The organism is Alloalcanivorax marinus (assembly GCF_016785095.1).
In the GTDB taxonomy this organism is placed as follows: domain Bacteria; phylum Pseudomonadota; class Gammaproteobacteria; order Pseudomonadales; family Alcanivoracaceae; genus Alloalcanivorax; species Alloalcanivorax marinus_A.
The window spans coordinates 266,318-283,334 of sequence record NZ_JAEKJB010000011.1; the positions used below are offsets into that span (position 1 = coordinate 266,318).

A 17,017-nucleotide genomic window follows, 5' to 3' on the forward strand; every position below is an offset into this window, starting at 1 on the left:
GAGGTCAAGGAGAACCCATGAGCGACACCCTGGATTACCACGCCCTGCTCAAGGTGGCCCTGGAACAGGCCCGCCAGGGCCTGGCCGAGGGCGGCATCCCCATCGGCGCCGCCCTGTTCGACGCCGACGGCACCCTGCTCGGCGCCGGCCACAATCGGCGCATCCAGGAAGACGATCCCTCGGTGCACGCCGAAACCGACGCCTTCCGCAAGGCCGGCCGTCAGCGCCGCTACCGCGACAAGATCATGGTCACCACCCTGGCGCCGTGCCTGTATTGCAGCGGCCTGGTGCGCCAGTTCCGCGTTGGCACCGTGGTGGTGGGCGAGTCCGAGAATTTCCCTGGTGGCCTGGACGAGCTGCGCGCCCACGGCGTGCGCGTCATCGAGCTGGACGACCCGGACTGCAAGGCCCTGCTTGCCGACTACATCCGCGCCAACCCGGACGTCTGGCACGAGGACATCGGCGAGGACTGAGCCCCGCCCGCCGGCAGGAAGCGGCCGAAGCCGGCATCGCGGCCCAGCGCCGGCATGACCCGGTCGTTTTCCATGGCCAACCGACCGTTGATCCAGACCGCTTCGATGATGCCCGGGTTGCGGTTCACCATGCGCTGCAGGCCGAAGTTTTCCATCTCCGCCCATTGCGGCTGTTCCAGTTCCTGGTCGAGGCCGGCGGGGTCGAGGATCATCAGGTCGGCGCGGTCGCCGGGGCGGATCTTGCCCGCTTCCACGCCAAGCCAGTCGGCCTGTTCGCCGGTGAGCCGCCAGATGGCTTTTTCCATGGGCATCACCGGCTCGCCCTGGCATTGTGCCTGGAGCACCAGTTTCAGGAAGCGCAGCGGCATGTTGTAGAACGCCATGTTGCGGATGTGAGCGCCGGCGTCGGAGAAGGTGAGCAGGGTGTGCGGGAAGCACACCATTCGTTTCAGCCGTTCCTGGTCATGGTTACCGATCACCGTGAACCAGCGCAGCTTGCGACCGTGTTCGATCATGGCGTCGAGGAAGAAATCCACCACGTGCACGCCGCGCTCCGCGGCCAGGCTGGCGAAGTCGCGGCCCACCAGGGCCGGGTCCGGGCAGTCCAGCACCACGGCGTCGGCGAAGTCCCTCTGCCAGACGCGGGGCGACAGTTTGTTGCCGTAGTTCTTGCGGAACAGCCGACGGTAGGCCGGGTCCCGCAGCAGTTCATTGCGTTCGATCTGGTCCTTCAGGTCCAGGGCCATTTCGCCGGCGCCGAATTCCTCGAACAGCACCACGTCCATGCCGTCCGCGTAGACCGAAAAGGCGGTGGGCAGCAGCTGCCAGCGGAAGTCGCCGTTGAGCCAGTTGGTGACCCGTGCCGAGAGCATGGCCATGGGCCGCACGGTGGCGTTGCCCTTGAGGTCGAGCATGGAGATCAGCGTGGTCTTCAGGGGTTTGCGCAGCAGCCCCACGGCCTCGCCCAGGTACTGGAAAATCTGCAGCGGGTTGGCGGCGTTGGGCGCGCCCTGGTGGACCCGGTCGTAGCGGCGCAGCAGCCGGTTGAGGCGGCGTACCTCGCTCCAGCGGGCGTAGGTGCTGGGCAGGGTCCGGGACCAGGCGCGGTCGCCGTCCACCTTGTCGAACTTGAGGCACATGGTGGACAGGCCGGCGAAGCCCAGTTCCAGGGCCTCCTCCAGCAGCGCTTCCATGGCTTGTTGTTCCTGCTCACTGGGGCGCGTCCGGCGGTCGGTGGCCCGCTCCAGGCCCATGACGCCGGTGCGCAGGTCGCTGTGGCCGAGCAGGGAGATCAGGTTGGGCCCCAGCGGCAGGGAGTGAATGTGCTCCAGCCACTGGGCCGGCGTGCGCCAGGTTTTCTTCGCTTCCAGGATCGGCAGCACCTTCTCCCGGGGCACCGTCTCCACCCGGGTGAAGATGTCCGAGGCGTCCTCGGTGTCCGCGCAGATCATGGACAGTGAGCAGCTGCCCACCAGCACCGTGGTGACGCCATGGCGCACCGATTCCGACAGGCTCGGCGCCACCAGCAATTCAGCGTCGTAATGGGTGTGGGTATCGAGAAAGCCGGGCAGCACCCACTTGCCGTGGGCATCGATCACCTGTTCCGCGGCGTCGCTGTCCAGCGTCGGGGCCACCGCCACCACGCGACCGTCCTTTACCGCCACGTCGCTGTCGGTGGCCGGGGCGCCGGTGCCGTCGAAGTAGCGGCCGCCGCGAATCACGAAGTCATAGGCGTATGCCATGGCGTCATCCTCTTGTTGTGGTTATGGGGCTCCTGGTCCGGGCCCTTGGGACGTCATCAGCATAGGCGGCTATACTGGGCCGGACTTACCAATTCACGACACCGTCATGTCTTCCTCGTATTCGACACCGGCTTACGGCGTGCGCAGCGGCGCTCTGATGGGCTGGCGGCCCCTGGTGGAGAGCCTCGGCGGCGAGCCCCGGGCGTTGCTGCGCGATCATGGTCTGTCGCCGAGCCTGCTCACCGACCCCGACGCCATCATGCCGGTGGCGCGCTTCGCCGCGCTGCTGGGAAGCTGCGCCCGGCGTCTGGCGTGCCCGGATTTCGGTCTGCGCATGGCGGACGGGCAGGGCATGGCCATGCTCGGAGCTCTGGGGAAGCTGATCCAGGACAGCGCCGGGCCACAAGACGGGTTGGCGGTACTGCAACGGCACATCGCGCTGCACAACCAGGGCGAATACTGGAGCAGCCAGGTCACCGGTGACCGCCTGTACGTGTACCGCTTCGAGTTGTTCGATGGTGATCTGGACCGGCGCGTTTACCGGGAGCTGTCCGTGGGGGCTTGTTTGCGTCTGATCCAGGAACTGATCGGTCGCGACATCCGTCCGTTGCGAGTGGCCCTGTGTCACCGCCCGCTCGCCACGCAGGCCCGGTACCGACGCTTTTTCTCGGCGCCGGTGTCCTTCAACGAGGAGCAGGATGTGCTGGTGTTCGATGCCGCCATTCTGCGCCGCCGGCTGGTGCCCGCCAGCGAGGCCCTGAACCGCTATCTGGACGGCTATATCCAGGGCCTGATTCGCGAGACCGGGGACGACCTGGCGCGCCGGGTGCGCGCCCTGATCAGCCAGACCCTGCCCGCCGGCGGGCACGACCTGCAACACATCGCCGCTTTATTGGCCCTGCATCCGCGTACCCTGCAGCGGCGCCTGCGCCAGCAGGGCACCGGCTTCAACACCCTGCTCACGGAAACCCGCATGGGCGTGGCGCGCTGGCACCTGAGCGCCTCCACCATCCCCGTGACCATGCTGGCCAGCCTGCTGGGCTACGCTAATGTCGGTGCTTTCTCCCGGGTCTTTCACAAGGCCCATGGCTGCCCGCCCCGCCAATGGCGACGCCAGCATGCGCTGCGGGGCACCGCCGGGAACGGCGTCGGCGCTGTGTTATGATGCCCCGCCCAAGCCGCCGAGCCGGCACCCACCGACCCCGCCGGGGGCCGCCTGACAGAGAATGCTCATGAGTGAATTGCCCGCCTGCCCCCAATGCAGCTCCCCTTACACCTACGAAGACGGCGCCATGTTCGTGTGCCCGGAATGCGCCCATGAATGGAACGCCGCCGATGAGCAGGCCGCCGCCGAAGCGGACCTGATCAAGGACGCCAACGGCAATGTGCTCAACGACGGCGACACCGTCACCGTGATCAAGGATCTCAAGGTCAAGGGCTCCTCATCGGTGGTCAAGGTGGGTACCAAGGTCAAGGGCATCCGCCTGGTGGGCGGCGACCATGACATCGATTGCCGCATCGATGGTATCGGCGCCATGAAGCTGAAATCGGAGTTCGTGAAGAAGGTCTGACCGGGCGCGCTCGCCATTGGCCCGGCCTTTCAGCATGATAGGAAGCCTTTGCGACGCCCGCCGTTCCAACCCTGGCCGGGACGTTCTAAGGTGCCGGGTCCGGCCCCGCGCCGTCTTCGTTTTGCCACGGGAGAGATTGCATGTCCGACGACACCTATACGCCGCCTAAGGTTTGGAAATGGGAACCGGGCAACGGCGGCAAGTTCGCCAATATCAACCGTCCCATCGCCGGCCCCACCCACGACCAGGAACTGCCGGTGGGCAAGCACCCGCTGCAGCTTTATTCCCTGGCCACCCCCAACGGCGTCAAGGTCACGGTGATGCTGGAGGAACTGCTGGCCCTGGGCCATGAGGGCGCCGAATACGACGCCTGGCTGATCAATATCGGCGAGGGCGATCAATTCGGCAGCGGCTTCGTGGAGATCAACCCCAACTCCAAGATCCCGGCCATGATGGACCACGGCGTGACCCCGCCGCGCCGGGTGTTCGAGACCGCCTCCATCGTGCTCTACCTGGCGGAAAAATTCGCTGCCCTGATTCCGGCCGACCCGGCGGTGCGCACCGAGTGCATGAACTGGCTGTTCTGGCAGCAGGGCGCGGCGCCCTTCCTGGGCGGCGGCTTCGGCCACTTCTACGCCTACGCGCCGGAGAAATACCAGTACCCCATCGACCGCTACACCATGGAAGTGAAGCGCCAGCTCGACGTGCTCGACCGCCGCCTCGCCGACAACGCCTACCTGGCCGGCGACGAATACTCCATCGCCGACGTGGCCACCTGGCCCTGGTACGGCCAGTTAGTGCTGGGCCGGCTCTATGACGCCGCCGAGTTCCTGGACGTGACGTCCTACAAGAACGTGCTGCGCTGGGCCAAGGACATCGACGCACGCCCGGCGGTGCAACGGGGCCGCATGGTGAACCGCAGCTTCGGCGATCCCGCCTCGCAACTTCGTGAGCGCCATGACGCCAGCGACTTCGAAACCAGGACCCAGGATAAAATCGGCGGCTGACCGGCGGGCCCATGAATGACACCGACCTGGCCCATCTGAGCCACTGCATCGAGCTCGCCGAGCGGGCCCTGGAAGCCGGTGACCAGCCATTCGGCTCGCTGCTGGTGGACCAGGACGGCACGGTGCTGTTCACCGCCCGCAACCGGGTCGGCGGCGGTGACCACACCCGCCACCCGGAATTCGAGATCGCCCGTTGGGCCGCCGAACACCTGCTCCCGGAGCGGCGTGCCCGCGCTACCGTCTACACCTCCGGGGAGCACTGCCCCATGTGCGCCGCCGCCCACGCCTGGGTGGGCCTGGGCCGCATCGTCTACGCCAGCTCCGGCGAGCAGTTGAGAGCCTGGCGGGCGGAATGGGGCCAGCCACCGTCCCCGGTGGCCGGCCTGTCGATCCAACAGGTGGCGCCGGATGTGCCGGTGGAGGGCCCGGTGCCGGACCTCGCCGAGCAGGTGCGTGCCTTGCACCGGCGATATCGCGACTGAAGTCGCTCCTAAGGTGCAAGCAGCACCGCGGTAGGAGCGACCGGGCGGCGCACCGCTTCAGTCGCGATCACCCCGGTCGCCGGATGCCCCCTAACCGCGCCGATTCCCGAGCGCCTTTTCCAGCGCCATGAGCGTGTCCACGTAACCGACGAAGCGTTCCAGATATTCCGGCGCCAGTTCATGGAGCTGGTCCAGGGCGCGCACCACCTGGCGGTGGGAATTGAGCGGGCCGGCGTCGCCGGTGGGGTGGGCGAGGGCGGCGTCGATGCGTTGCGCGGTGCGCTGCCGGGCGTGTCGGGCGCGGATGTCGGCGGCGGCTTTCAGGTCCCGTTTGGGGGCGGCGTTGCTCTGGCCCTGGTGGTGGGCGCGCAGGCGCTGGTGCTGTTCGTGGAGCAGGGCGTCCAGCGCCGAGGCGCCGGCGGGCGCCGCCGGGCTGGTGTCGCCGGCGCGCAATTCGCCGACCAGTGCGCCCAGGGGCGAGGGCGCGCCGCCGGCGCTCGCCAGGCGCCTTGCGGCGCGGTGCTCGCCGCGCTCGCCGAGCGCCTGGAGCCGGGTGCGCAGGGCTTCGTCCCCGCATTGCTCGATGAGTGCGTCGGTGTGCCGGCGCGCCGCCGCCAACGCTTCTTCCAGGGCGCTTAGTTCCCGTTCCAGTTTTTCCCGGGTGGTGGCCAGGCCGGGCCGATGGTCGCCGTCGAGACGGCGGGCCAGGGCGTCCAGATAATGAAAGCGCACCGGTTCGAACCGGGCGGCGCCTTGCCCACGCAGGGCTGTCAGGCGGTCCGTCAGGTCCGTCGCGGGCACAGTCGGGTTACTCATCGCCGCTGTCCTGGCGCGGCACCGTGGTGATTTCCACACGCCGATTGCGGGCCCGGGCGTCGTCGTCGGTGTTGGGTGTCACCGGCTGGTTATCGCCGAAGGCGGCGGCGAACAAGCGCTCTTCGGGCAGGCCCTGGTCGATCAGGGTGCGGGTCACGGTGAGCGCGCGCTGGGCGGACAGGCCCCAGTTGTCGCTGTAGCGGGGGTTGCCCTTCTGGATCGCCAGATCGTCGGTGAAGCCGCTTACCATGAGCAGCTCGTCGTGCTCGCTCAGGTATTGTTTGAGGGGCGCCACCAGGCTGCGCAGCAGGGTTTCGCCGTCCGCTTGCAGGCGGTCGGAGTTGAGCCCGAACAGGACGCTGCCGTTGATACCGATACGACCGTTCTGGAACGAGATGCGGCCACTGGCGAGCGGATCGGCGAGCGCTTCCTCCAGGGCCTGGCGGCGCTGCTGCTCGGCCTGCAGCTTGGCGCGCTCCTCCTGCAGCGACTGGCTCAGTTCCAGCTGGATGCCGATCACCCACACCAGAATCAGCACGAAGATGCCCACCAGGGCGGCCATCAGGTCCGAGAAGATGGCCCACACCGGGGTCGCCTGAGTGTCGCCGTCGTAGGCCATCAGCTCGCTCCGGTGGAGGAATCACGGACCCGGCCCAGAGCGTCGATCACGTCCTTCTGGGCGCTCAGGCTCAGGTCGATCACTTCGCGGGCCTGCTCCACATAGTAGGCGAGCTGTTCGTCGCTGCGTTCGGCGGAGCGGGTGAGGGCGGCTTCCACCTGCTGCAGGGTGTCCAGCAGCCCCTCATTGGCCTCACCGAAGCGGGCCACGGCGGCGCCGAAGGCCTCGCCCAGGCTGGCCATTTCCCGGGCGCCGCCGGTGAGGTCGCCGGCCAGGGTTTCCAGTTGCGTGCTTTGCCGTTCTACCTGGTCGGTGAAGGTGTCGCTGACCGCGCGCAGGGCGCCGCCGGCATCCACGATCAGGCTTTCCACCGCCTCGCGCTGCGCCTCGGCGGCCTGACGCTGGGCGCCGAGCAGGCGGTCCAGTTCGCTGACCAGGCGCTGGCGTTCTTCCAGCAGGGCGTTGTCGCGCTCGCTGTTGCGGGTCATTTCCGCGCGCAGTTCGTTGATCACCTCGGCGGCGGCTTTGGGGGTTTCCGAGGCGGTCTCGATGAGCCGGGTCATGGGTGCTTCCAGGGCCGTACCCAGTTCGGTGAGATGGCGGCTGGCGGTGGCTTCCAGCGCCGCCAGCCGCTGGCTCGCGGCCTCGCCGCGGGCCTGCTCCTGGTCGCGCAGGGCGGCCAGTTGCTCGCCGGTGCGGGCGGTAAGTTGTTCCAGGCCCTGCCGTTGTCCGTCCAGCAATTGCCGCACGGCCTGCTGGAAGCCGTCCTGGTGGCCCTGGAGGGTGGCGCCGACGTCGCGCAGTAGTTCGCCGGCTTGTTGTCGCTGGGTGTCCTGACTCTGGCGCTGGCCATCCAGCAGCTCGCCGGCGGTGGCGCGGAAGGCGTCGCCGTGGCGGGCCAGGGCCTGGTCCAGGCGTGCCACCAGTTCGCCGGCGGCGTGGCCTTGCTGCTCCAGGTGGTCGCGCCATTGCCCGGCGGCCTGCTCGGTGCTGGCCTGGAACGCCTCGGTGGCACGCGCCAGTTGCTCCTCGACGCGGGCGGCGTGCTCCGCCTGTTGCTGGCGGCCATGCTCGATCATCGCGCTATTGTCGGCGCGCAGGCGCTCGGCGGTATCTTCCAGGGTGCCGGCCAGGCGCTCGGTGGTTTCCGCCTGCTGACGGTTCTGTTGCGCCAGGCCGTCGCGCCAGGCGTCGGCGGCCTGGCGGGTGGTGTCCTGGAAGCGTTCGCTGAGCGCCGCCAGTTGTTGTTCATGGGCCTGGCGGCTTTCCGCCAGGCCCTGGCGCCACTGTTCGCCCAGGCCCGTCAGGTGCCGCTCGGTGACCTCGCCGAGCCGGTGGTGGGTGCGCTCGGTCTGTTCCTGGAGACGGGCCATGGCGTCTTCCATGACCGGCTTCACCCCGTCGGCGGCGAGTCGGGCGCTGTCGCCCAGGTGATGTTGCAGCCGCTCGCCGAGGGTGTCCGCGAGGGTTCGGTATTCCTCGGTCATGCGGCTGTGGAAGCGTTCCTGGTTGTCGCTCAGATTGTCGGCCAGCCGGCCGCCCAGGGCGTCCAGCCGGTCGGTGAGCGCGGCGAGCTGTTCGACCACGGCGGGGAAGGCATCGGATTGGGCGCGCAGGGCCTGGAAGGCGTCTCGTTGCTGCTGCTTAAGCGAAAAGACGCGCAGTTCGCGGCTGATCTTGCCGTCCAGTTCGCGGCTGGCCAGGGTGCGGTCCCGGCGGCACAGGGTGGCGGCGAGGCCAAGCATGGCGGAGGCCGCCACGCCGGCGATGGAGGTGCCGAAGGCCAGGCTGAGGCCGGCGATGGGGGCCGCCAGGGCGCCCTGGATGGCCTGCAGGTCGGCGCCGCCGTCCAGGGCGGTGACCGCCCCTTGCAGGGTCACGGTCATGCCGATGAAGGTGCCCAGCAGACCCAGCATCACCAGCAGGCCGGACAGGTACGGGGTGAGCATGGGCCCGGGCAGCGCCACCGCCTCGCCCTCTATGCGTCGCCGCACGGCGCCACGCAGGCCCGCCGGCAGGCTCGCCAGCCAGCCGCCCAGGGCCTGTTCGTCGCTGGGGGTGGAGGTGAGGTTCTCGCTCAGTCGGTCGGTGGCGCGGCGGAAGCGCAGCAGTTCCAGGAAGCCGAAGCCATAGACCAGGGCGATCAGCAGGGTGGCGAGCAGCGCCACTGGCTGGCCGGCGAGAAAACCGAGCCCCACCCAGAGTACCGCGGCGGCGCCCAGGATGAAGGCCAGAACAAAAAGAAAGCGTGTCATGTGCGGTCGCGTACCTCGTTGTGCAAAGCGTCCAGCAGGCCCAGCGGCGGCTCCAGCCGGGCTTCCAGTTCGGCGAGCAGCAGTAGCTGCATCTCCTGACAAAAGCGGTGCAGCCAGCCGCCGGGCGCCATCCAGGCATCGGGGTCATCGGCGTCGTTGTCCAGCAGGCTGCGTTGTCCATCCGGCTTGAGCGCCTCGAAGCGCCGCGCCAGCAATTTCGGGACGGCGCCGAAGCAGCGCCGCGTCCAGGCGGTGAGGGTGGCGTCGAACACCGCGTCCAGTTCCGCCAGCCGGGCGGCGCCCGGACCGCAGTCGGCCAGGGCTCCGCGCAGGCGCACGCGCACCGGTTGCAGGCCGGCGGTGAGTTGGCGCTGGCGGGCCACGTAGAATTTCTGGTAGGGCTCGTAGTCCGCCTGGGGGGCGGGCAGGCCGTTGCGGGTGCCAAGCTGTTCCGGTTCGAACGCCCGGGTCAGGCCAGCCAGCAGCTTGTCGCGAACCTTGGCCAGATCCTCGCCGAGGCGCCGGTAGTCCCGCTCGCTGGCATGGAAGGGGCCCGTGGCGCGGTGGGCGTTGGCGGTGTCCAGAGCCACGGTGTCCGACAGGTCGAACAGGCGCGCCAGGCGTTCGGCGACGTCGCCGTCGGGCTGACCGTCGAGCAGATGCAACTCGGCCAGCAGACGGGCCAGCCGGCCGCCCGGATAGGATGCTCGTGGAAAGCTATGCACGCCGTTGCTCATTGCTGCCACCCTGGCCGGAACACGGGCCCGGAGGCGCCCGTTTAACGGGGCTCCGCCGGGCGAAGCGGCACATTCTAATCAGGAACGGCCGGCGATGATAATGCCGCGCCGCCGGGTGCGCCCGGCGCCCGGCAATCTTCCGGTCACCGCCCTTCAGGCGACCGCCAGGTCCCGGGGGAAGCGACGGATGCGCAGGGTCAGCAGCAGGGCACCCAGCAGCGAGGCGCAGGTGAAGCCCACCGCCAGATGGAAACCACCGCTGAACTCGATCAGCGCGCCGGCGATGGCCGGGCCCAGGAACTGGCCGGTGGCGAAGAACACGGTGACGTAGCTGAAGGCGATGGGGATGAAACGCGGCGCCACCTGGTCGGTGCTGGCGGCCTGGATCATGGTGAACACGCCATTCACCGCGCAGCCCATCAGCAGAAAATGGGCGAAGAACACCGGCAGCCCCTGGTCGAGCAGCGGCAGGCCCATGGCCAGGGTGACCACGGCGGTGGCCAGGGTCAGGGCGTTGCCGCGCCCCCAGATGTCCGAGAGTGACCCCCACAGCGGCCCGCTGGCCACGGACAGCAAGCCGGACATGGCCATCAGCCAACCGGCCACGTCGTCGCCGTGGCCGGCTTCCACCACATAGCTGACCATGAAGATGGACTGGATAATGTAGACCATGCCGATGACGCCATAGACGGTGGCCATGGTGATCACCCGTGGGTGACGGTAGATGCGCCATTTATCCGCCGGCGCCGGTCGCTGGGGATCGTCGCTGTCCAACGGCTCGGGATCGCGCACCGCGATCAGCACCAGGGCCACGGCCACCGCCGAGATCACCGCGAACACCCCCCAACTGACCCGCCAGCCGTGGTCGCCGAAGGCATCGGATAACCAGGGCACCAGCAGGCCGGTACCGAACAGGCCGGCGCCCACCCCCGCGCCCATGCAGCCGATCACCAGGCCGCGCCGCTCCGGATACCAGGTGGCCAGCAATGACACCATGGGCGCGAAGCAGAAGGCGGTACCCAGGCCCAGCAGGCCCATCAGGCCGAGAATCCAGCGGTAATCGGAGGCCACCGCCAGGCCGGCGAAGCCGAAGGTGAGAATGAACAGGCCCAGGGCCACGGCGTTGCGCGCGCCCCAGCGACCCGCGGCGACCCCGCCCACCAGCACGAACAGCAGATAGCCCAGGGCGGTGACGGTGCCCAGGTTGCCGGCCTGGCGGTAGCTCAGGCCCAGGTCCTCGCGCATGGGCGGCAGGATCACGCCGTAGGCAAGCCGCGCGAACACGATCGCCACCAGCGCCGTGAGAATGCCGCCGGTGACCATGATCAGGGCATTGGGGCGGTGTGGCGGTGGCGTGACCAGTGACATGCGGGCTTCCAGACGGTGGCGGCGCGAAAAGGGCGCACTACTTTAGGGCCTTTTCACCCTACTTGCATCACACCCGCCGCTGGCCCTGTCCGCCTTCCCGCCTGGGGGGCTACAATCACCCTGTTGACCCTTCACGAGGAGATCGGAACGATGACGACGCTGTTCATGGACGGTTTCGGCCGTCACTGGTGGTTGCTGGTGCTTTACGGCGTGCTCGGTGTGCTGGTGGGCCTGTATGCCGTGGTCTCCCCGCTGGAGGCGGCGGTGGCGCTGGCCTGGGCGATCGGTGTCCTGGCCCTGGCCGAGGGCGTGGTGGGGCTGGCGGCGCTGTTCGCCAACGGCGCCGTGGCGGGGCGCGGCTGGGTACTGTTCTACTCGCTGATTTCGCTGCTGTTCGGGTTGCTCGCGGTGACCAACCCGGCGGCCACCGCCGGGGCCCTGCTGCTGGTGCTGGCGTGCTGGTTCGTGGTCGCCGGCGTGTTCCGGGTGCTGTTCGCCTTCCAGATCCGCCGCCATGTGCGCGGTGAATGGGTGATCGCCGTCACCGGGCTGCTGGGCATCGTGCTGGGCGGTTTGTTCCTGGCCAAACCCCTGGCCGGATTGGTGGTGGCCACGGTCTGGTTCGGCGTTGGGATGCTGATCTACGGCGTGCTGCAGATCGTTGCCGGCCTGCGCCTGAGGAGCCTTTACAATCGTTCGTTTTAGGGGGTCACGATGACCGAAGTTTCCACTAGCCCGGCTCGCCGCCGGTTGCTGCTGGTGCTGGGGGTGTTTGCCTTGCTGGCGGTGGGCGCCGCCCCGGCGGTTTGGTGGTGGACCTCCGGCCAGTATCTCCATGGCGAGTGCCGCCCCTTGAACCCCTGCGGTCCGGCGGCCAGCGGCGCCGTGGCGCCCTTCACCATGGATACCGTGGGTCAGGTGATGGCGGTGCCGTCGCCCGGCGATGAGGTGGTGCTGGTGGGCACCTCGTTGCCGCCGGAGTCCGAGCGGCCAGTGGGTTGGCTGGGCCATGTCGAGCTGGTGCATATGGATCTCGACAGCGGCGCCGTCGGCGCCCGCCAGCGGATTCCGTTCGTGCATCCGCCGGACTGGGTTTTCGTTTCCCCCGACGGGGGCCGTATTACCCTGGTCTGCCCGAAGCATCACAATGACCCCTGGCGGCGGGAGAATGCTTATGAGCCCGGCAAGCTTGGTGACGACGAGTTCTGTTACCGGGGGGCCGGAGACGATGCCCTGGTGGTATCGGCGCGGGATGGCCGCCGGCTGGATACCGTCGCCGAGATGGCCCGGCCGGGGTTTTTCCGCGCGGACTGGTGGCGCGGTTCGGGCCGTGGATTGACCCGGCTGGGTGAACAGTGGGTGGGGCAGCCCGATGGCGAGGACGTGCTGCTGTACCGCGTCGATGACGGCGAGATGCGTCGCCTGAAACCCCGCGACAACGAACCCAGATTAAACTACCCCTCCGGCTATACTCTGGCGCTGTCACCGGACGGCGAGCGGTTGGCGGCGCTCTACGCCGACGACACCCTGCGGCGCGATGGCTCCGCCTATATTCGCGTCTGGTCGGTGCGCAGCGGCGAGCAGATCGCCGCCTTCCAGGCGGAGAATCGGAACCTGCCCCGTCTCGCCTGGAGTCCGGACGGTGAAATCCTGGTCGCCGCCACGGCCATCGGTGGTTACCGCATTTCGGAGGTCCGGGTGGAGGTGTTCCGGCTGCCCTGAGCCCCCTGACTGGCTGTAGGGGCGGCTTCAGCCGCGATTACCCGCGCACCTCGGGTCGCGGCTACGCCTAAACCACCGTGGCGGCGTGGCGCCCGGCGCGGCGGCCGGAGAAGATGCAGCCGCCCAGGAAGGTGCCTTCCAGGGTGTTGTAGCCGTGGTAGCCGCCGCCGCCGAAGCCAGCCACCTCGCCGGCGGCGTACAGCCCGGGCAGCGGGTCGCCAGCGTCGTCGAGCACCTGGCCGTCCACGTTGGTGTGCAGGCCGCCCAGGGTCTTGCGGGTCAGGATGTGCAGGCGCACGGCGATCAGCGGGCCGTGTTTCGGGTCCAGGATTTTGTGCGGTTTGGCGGCGCGGAACAGCTTGTCGCCCAGGTAGTGGCGGGCGCCGTGAATGGCGGTGATCTGCGCGTCCTTGGCATAGGGGTTGTCCATCTGGTTGTCGCGGGCGGTGAGCTCCGCGAGCAAGCGCCCGTGGTCGATGCGGTTCTCGCCGGTGAGCCGGTTCATGCCGTCCACCAGGGTTTTGAGGTCATTGGCCACCACGAAGTCCTCGCCGTGTTTCTTGAAGGCCTCCACCGGCGGCGGCGCGCCTTTGCCCAGGCGGCTCTTGAGCACTTCCTTCCACTGCCCGGAGGTCATGTCCGGATTCTGTTCCGAGCCGGACAGGGCGAATTCCTTCTCGATGATCGACTGGTCGAGCACGAACCAGGAATAGTCGTGGCCGCTGGCGAGGATCTCCTTGAGCGTGGCCAGGGTGTCGTAGCCGGGCAGGCAGGGCGCCGGCAGGCGCCGGCCGTTGGCGTCGAACCACATGGACGAGGGGCCGGGAATGATGCGGATGCCGTGGTTCGGCCAGATCGGGTTCCAGTTCTTCATGCCCTCGGTGTAATGCCACATACGGTCGCTGTTGATCACCGCCGCGCCGGCCTCCCGGGTAATGGCGATCATCCGCCCGTCCACATGGTGGGGCACGCCGGAGACCATGCTGGCCGGCGGTTCGCCGAGCCGCTCCCGGGGCCAGTATTCGCGCACCAGATCGTGGTTGCCGCCGATGCCGCCGGAGGTGACCAGCACGGCGCCGGCGTGGAATTCGAACGCGTCGATCACCTCCCGGGAGGAGCGCTCGCCCCGTTGCACGGTGCTGGGGGCGAGCATTTCGCCGGCCACGCCGGTAACGCGGCCGTCGGCGGTGAGCACCCGGCCGACCCGGTGGCGCGTTTTTAGGGTGATGCGCCCGGCGTCCATGTGTTCGCGCACACGGCGTTCGAACGGCGCCACCACGCCGGGGCCGGTGCCCCAGGTAATGTGAAAGCGCGGCACGGAATTGCCGTGGCCGGTGGCGGTGGAGCCGCCCCGTTCCGCCCAGCCCACCACCGGGAACCAGCGCATGCCCTGCTCATACAGCCAGGGCCGCATTTCGCCGGCGGCGAATTCCACGAACGCCTCGGCGGTCTTGCGCGGCCAGTAGTCCTCGTCGCGGTCGAAGCCGGCGCTGCCCAGCCAGTCCTGCAGGGCCAGCTCGGCGCTGTCCTTGATGCGCATGCGGCGCTGCTCCGGGCTGTCCACCAGGAACAGGCCGCCCAGGGACCAGTGGGCCTGGCCGCCCACGGAATTCTCCCCTTCCTGCTCGACGATCAGCACCGATTTGCCGGCGTCCGCCAGTTCCGCCGCGGCCACCAGCCCGGCCAGGCCGGCGCCCACCACGATCGCATCGCTTTTGTTGTCCATGATGATGCCCCTGGAAGGTTGCGAGGCCTTAAACCTAGCAGGTTTCTGGCACCATCGTCAGGCATTCTCCGCCGGGTTTCAGCCGAAGCCGGGCAGGGCGGTCTGGCCACCGGCGTGCCGGCGTTCGTGGTCGAGCAGCCATTGCTTGCGTTCCAGGCCGCCGCCGTAGCCGGTGAGGGTGCCGTTGGCGCCGATCACCCGGTGGCAGGGCACGATGATGCCCAGCGGGTTGCGGCCGTTGGCCAGGCCCACGGCGCGGGATGCCCCCGGGTTGCCGAGCCGACGGGCCAGCTCGCCGTAGCTTTCGGTCTCGCCGTAGGGGATGTCCGCCAGGGCCCGCCAGACGCTTTGCTGGAAGTCGCTGCCGCGCGGTGCCAGTGGCAGCTCGAACTCGCGCAACTGGCCGGCGAAGTAGGCCGCGAGTTGTTCCCGGGCGGCGCGGAACAGGGCGTCGTCCCGGTAGCGCTCCCGGTCCGCCTCGGGCCTTTCCTTCCAGCGTTTCATGTACAGGCCGGTGAGCGCGTCGCCGTCACTGGTGAGCAGCAAGGGGCCAAGGGGGGAGTCGATCGGATGATGGACATCGGCGTCGGTGTGCATGGTGTCTCCGCCAGGGTAACCGGTGATCATCGCCATTGTAGATGGGCCACGAGATCCCGGCTCGCCATTTCCGGACATCGCTGCATGGAGCGCCCGGGTGGCCGCGTTAGCGGCCCAGGAAGGCGGACACCAGCCGCAGGGAGGGAATGTTGTCGCACACCAGTTTGATGCACACCAGCAGCGGCACCGCGATAAGAATGCCCACCACGCCCCACATCCAGCCCCACAGCAGGATCGAGAGGAACACCGCCACCGGGCTCAGCTGCAGCCGGTGGCCGGCCACCGTGGGAGTGATGAACTGGCCCTCCAGCACGTTCAGGCCGAGGATCAGCGCGGGCGGCAGCAGGGTCGCGTAGATCCCGTCGAAGTGCAGCAGGCTGACCAGCAGGATCACCGTGAAACTGGCCACCGGGCCAATGTAAGGCGCGTAGTTGAACATCCCGACCATGACGCCGAACAGAATCGGATTGGGCACGCCGAGAACATAGAGAATCAGCGACGACAGCATCGCCAGACACAGGTTGATGATGGAGATGGTGCCCAGGTAGATGGAGATGCGGTTCTGGATCTCGCGCACCGTGGCCACCGCCGCGCGCTTGTTCTCGAATTGAGGGATCACCCGCACCAGCTTGCGCAGAAAGGTGTCGCCGGAAGCCAGCATGAAATACAGCAGCACGAAACTGATGGCGATGCCGTACAGCGCCGACCAGGTGCCGGACAGCAGCCACTTCACCGGGCTCCAGGGCACCTGGCCGCCGGCGGCGTCGTTGCCGCCTTCGCCGGGGGTGATGCGCGCGATCTGCTCGTTGGCCTGGCGCAGTTTTTCCATGGGCGCGGCCAGTTCACGGAATTCCAGCTCCAGTTTGCGCAGGTCCCGGGGCGCTTTCTCCAGCCATTCCATGGCCGGTTCGGTGAGCCCGTACAGGGCGCTCACCGCCAGAGAGAACACCAGGCACACGATCACCGCCGCGCTCACCGGCGGCGCGATGCGCAGCGGTCGCAGGGCGCGCACCACCGGCGTGAAAATCAGGCTGGTGAGGAACGCCACCACCAGGGGCGCGAACAGGGTGGCGGCGGCGTACAGGGTGTACATCACCAGCAGTACGAAGATACCGGTGAGCATCGCCGAGCGCACCGTCACCCTTTCCATCAGCTTGCGGGTTTCCTGGCGGGTGACGACATCGTCCTGGTCGCCGCCAGTTCGGTCCTGGGTGCGCGGGTCGTCCATTGAGGGGGCGTTCTCCGTCCTTGAGCATGGAAACAACGAGTTTACGGGGTGGGCGGGCGGAACATGAGGGGCGCGTCGTAAAAAGCGGTAAAGGGCTGCGCTGGCGGGCCAGTGACACGCTGCGATAAACTGCCGTCGTCGTCAGCGTCCAGCCAGGGGTAGGCGTATGTTCTACATTGTCGCCGTCAACGTCCTGCTGGTGACGGCGGTGGTTTTGATCCACTACGAATTTCTGTCGCGCATCACCGTTTGGCTTCCCAAGGCAGGCATCAAGCACCGTTACCGGGTGCTGGTGGGCGTGGGGGGCGCCCTGGTGGCCCACGCCGTTGAGGTGTGGTTGTTCGGCGCCGCTTACTACGTGATGGTCAACCAGCTCGGTTGGGGCGAATTCAACGCCACCTTTTCGGGCAACTATAATGGCACCTTGCTGGACTGCGTGTATTTTTCCTTCACCGTCTATACCACGCTCGGTTTCGGCGACATCCAGCCGCTGGGTGACGTGCGCTACCTGACCGGTATCGAGGCGTTGACCGGCTTGGTGCTGATCACCTGGACCGCCTCCTTCCTGTACCTGGAAATGCAGCGCTATTGGCGCAGGCCAGGCTGAGCGCCGTATTCGACTTTCGTCGAAGTGTGGCCTGATCGGATTGCCGGCGGGCCCGCCGGGGCCGGAT

Annotated in this window: 17 protein-coding genes; 8 read left to right on the plus strand and 9 right to left on the minus strand. The window is 68.1% G+C overall.

The features are described 5' to 3' along the window. Positions 1-17 precede the first annotated feature (17 nt). Entirely contained in the window at positions 18-473 is a 456-nt protein-coding gene (locus JF515_RS16880; protein WP_203105625.1) for a nucleoside deaminase, read from the plus strand. On the opposite strand, the gene JF515_RS16885 is transcribed toward JF515_RS16880, so the two are convergent. Then, positions 422-2,215 carry an N-acyl-D-amino-acid deacylase family protein gene (locus tag JF515_RS16885; protein ID WP_203105626.1) on the minus strand — a complete coding sequence of 598 codons (1,794 nt, stop codon included), beginning with the start codon at positions 2,213-2,215 and terminating at the stop codon, positions 422-424. The two genes, JF515_RS16880 and JF515_RS16885, sit on opposite strands and share 52 nt — an antisense overlap. Before the next feature lie 106 nt (positions 2,216-2,321). On the opposite strand from JF515_RS16885, the gene JF515_RS16890 reads away from it, so the two are divergent. From JF515_RS16890 to JF515_RS16905, 4 genes are all read left to right on the plus strand, one after another. Further along, complete coding sequence (locus JF515_RS16890; protein WP_203105627.1) at positions 2,322-3,380, plus strand: AraC family transcriptional regulator; 1,059 nt, start codon at positions 2,322-2,324, stop codon at positions 3,378-3,380. A 67-nt stretch (positions 3,381-3,447) separates the two neighbouring features. Continuing rightward, positions 3,448-3,786: a zinc ribbon domain-containing protein YjdM gene (locus tag JF515_RS16895; protein WP_203105628.1), complete on the plus strand. Its 339-nt coding sequence runs from the start codon at positions 3,448-3,450 to the stop codon at positions 3,784-3,786. A gap of 140 nt (positions 3,787-3,926) precedes the next feature. After that, on the plus strand, positions 3,927-4,793 hold the full coding sequence (gene yghU, locus JF515_RS16900) for a glutathione-dependent disulfide-bond oxidoreductase (RefSeq protein ID WP_203105629.1): 867 nt from the start codon (positions 3,927-3,929) through the stop codon (positions 4,791-4,793). An 11-nt stretch (positions 4,794-4,804) separates the two neighbouring features. After that, positions 4,805-5,275 carry a nucleoside deaminase gene (locus tag JF515_RS16905; protein WP_203105630.1) on the plus strand — a complete coding sequence of 157 codons (471 nt, stop codon included), beginning with the start codon at positions 4,805-4,807 and terminating at the stop codon, positions 5,273-5,275. Between the two features lie 90 nt (positions 5,276-5,365). Here JF515_RS16905 and JF515_RS16910 read toward each other — a convergent pair whose 3' ends face one another. From JF515_RS16910 to JF515_RS16930, 5 genes are all read right to left on the minus strand, one after another. Beyond that, complete coding sequence (locus tag JF515_RS16910; protein ID WP_203105631.1) at positions 5,366-6,091, minus strand: DUF2894 domain-containing protein; 726 nt, start codon at positions 6,089-6,091, stop codon at positions 5,366-5,368. Further along, on the minus strand, positions 6,084-6,710 hold the full coding sequence (locus tag JF515_RS16915) for an OmpA family protein (protein WP_203105632.1): 627 nt from the start codon (positions 6,708-6,710) through the stop codon (positions 6,084-6,086). The genes JF515_RS16910 and JF515_RS16915 overlap by 8 nt, the downstream gene beginning before the upstream one ends. Next, a complete protein-coding gene (locus tag JF515_RS16920; protein ID WP_203105633.1) occupies positions 6,710-8,965 on the minus strand; it encodes a DUF802 domain-containing protein in 2,256 nt (751 codons plus the stop codon). The genes JF515_RS16915 and JF515_RS16920 overlap by 1 nt, the downstream gene beginning before the upstream one ends. Beyond that, complete coding sequence (locus JF515_RS16925; RefSeq protein WP_203105634.1) at positions 8,962-9,702, minus strand: DUF3348 family protein; 741 nt, start codon at positions 9,700-9,702, stop codon at positions 8,962-8,964. The genes JF515_RS16920 and JF515_RS16925 overlap by 4 nt, the downstream gene beginning before the upstream one ends. Before the next feature lie 153 nt (positions 9,703-9,855). Next, entirely contained in the window at positions 9,856-11,070 is a 1,215-nt protein-coding gene (locus tag JF515_RS16930) for an MFS transporter (RefSeq protein ID WP_203105635.1), read from the minus strand. A 150-nt stretch (positions 11,071-11,220) separates the two neighbouring features. On the opposite strand from JF515_RS16930, the gene JF515_RS16935 reads away from it, so the two are divergent. Next, positions 11,221-11,775 (plus strand): HdeD family acid-resistance protein, encoded by a 555-nt coding sequence (locus JF515_RS16935; protein WP_238401136.1) that lies wholly within the window; start codon positions 11,221-11,223, stop codon positions 11,773-11,775. 9 nt (positions 11,776-11,784) lie between these two features. Then, a complete protein-coding gene (locus tag JF515_RS16940; protein ID WP_203105636.1) occupies positions 11,785-12,792 on the plus strand; it encodes a hypothetical protein in 1,008 nt (335 codons plus the stop codon). Between the two features lie 67 nt (positions 12,793-12,859). On the opposite strand, the gene JF515_RS16945 is transcribed toward JF515_RS16940, so the two are convergent. From JF515_RS16945 to JF515_RS16955, 3 genes are all read right to left on the minus strand, one after another. Then, positions 12,860-14,518, minus strand: coding sequence for an FAD-binding dehydrogenase (locus JF515_RS16945; protein ID WP_203105637.1), 1,659 nt, complete (start codon positions 14,516-14,518; stop codon positions 12,860-12,862). Positions 14,519-14,596: 78 nt separating this feature from the next. Continuing rightward, positions 14,597-15,115, minus strand: coding sequence for a methylated-DNA--[protein]-cysteine S-methyltransferase (locus JF515_RS16950; protein ID WP_203105638.1), 519 nt, complete (start codon positions 15,113-15,115; stop codon positions 14,597-14,599). Between the two features lie 106 nt (positions 15,116-15,221). Then, a complete protein-coding gene (locus JF515_RS16955) occupies positions 15,222-16,343 on the minus strand; it encodes an AI-2E family transporter (RefSeq protein ID WP_203105639.1) in 1,122 nt (373 codons plus the stop codon). 166 nt (positions 16,344-16,509) lie between these two features. Here JF515_RS16955 and JF515_RS16960 point away from each other — a divergent pair, with 166 nt between their 5' ends. Further along, on the plus strand, positions 16,510-16,950 hold the full coding sequence (locus JF515_RS16960; RefSeq protein WP_203105640.1) for a potassium channel family protein: 441 nt from the start codon (positions 16,510-16,512) through the stop codon (positions 16,948-16,950). Positions 16,951-17,017 lie beyond the last annotated feature (67 nt).

Coding starts and splice junctions, on each gene's coding strand:
- JF515_RS16880 (WP_203105625.1), top strand. CDS start 18: ATGAGCGACACCCTGGATTACCACGCCCTGCTCAAGGTGGCCCTGGAA.
- JF515_RS16885 (WP_203105626.1), bottom strand. CDS start 2,215: ATGGCATACGCCTATGACTTCGTGATTCGCGGCGGCCGCTACTTCGAC.
- JF515_RS16890 (WP_203105627.1), top strand. CDS start 2,322: ATGTCTTCCTCGTATTCGACACCGGCTTACGGCGTGCGCAGCGGCGCT.
- JF515_RS16895 (WP_203105628.1), top strand. CDS start 3,448: ATGAGTGAATTGCCCGCCTGCCCCCAATGCAGCTCCCCTTACACCTAC.
- yghU (WP_203105629.1), top strand. CDS start 3,927: ATGTCCGACGACACCTATACGCCGCCTAAGGTTTGGAAATGGGAACCG.
- JF515_RS16905 (WP_203105630.1), top strand. CDS start 4,805: ATGAATGACACCGACCTGGCCCATCTGAGCCACTGCATCGAGCTCGCC.
- JF515_RS16910 (WP_203105631.1), bottom strand. CDS start 6,091: ATGAGTAACCCGACTGTGCCCGCGACGGACCTGACGGACCGCCTGACA.
- JF515_RS16915 (WP_203105632.1), bottom strand. CDS start 6,710: ATGGCCTACGACGGCGACACTCAGGCGACCCCGGTGTGGGCCATCTTC.
- JF515_RS16920 (WP_203105633.1), bottom strand. CDS start 8,965: ATGACACGCTTTCTTTTTGTTCTGGCCTTCATCCTGGGCGCCGCCGCG.
- JF515_RS16925 (WP_203105634.1), bottom strand. CDS start 9,702: ATGAGCAACGGCGTGCATAGCTTTCCACGAGCATCCTATCCGGGCGGC.
- JF515_RS16930 (WP_203105635.1), bottom strand. CDS start 11,070: ATGTCACTGGTCACGCCACCGCCACACCGCCCCAATGCCCTGATCATG.
- JF515_RS16935 (WP_238401136.1), top strand. CDS start 11,221: ATGACGACGCTGTTCATGGACGGTTTCGGCCGTCACTGGTGGTTGCTG.
- JF515_RS16940 (WP_203105636.1), top strand. CDS start 11,785: ATGACCGAAGTTTCCACTAGCCCGGCTCGCCGCCGGTTGCTGCTGGTG.
- JF515_RS16945 (WP_203105637.1), bottom strand. CDS start 14,518: ATGGACAACAAAAGCGATGCGATCGTGGTGGGCGCCGGCCTGGCCGGG.
- JF515_RS16950 (WP_203105638.1), bottom strand. CDS start 15,115: ATGCACACCGACGCCGATGTCCATCATCCGATCGACTCCCCCCTTGGC.
- JF515_RS16955 (WP_203105639.1), bottom strand. CDS start 16,343: ATGGACGACCCGCGCACCCAGGACCGAACTGGCGGCGACCAGGACGAT.
- JF515_RS16960 (WP_203105640.1), top strand. CDS start 16,510: ATGTTCTACATTGTCGCCGTCAACGTCCTGCTGGTGACGGCGGTGGTT.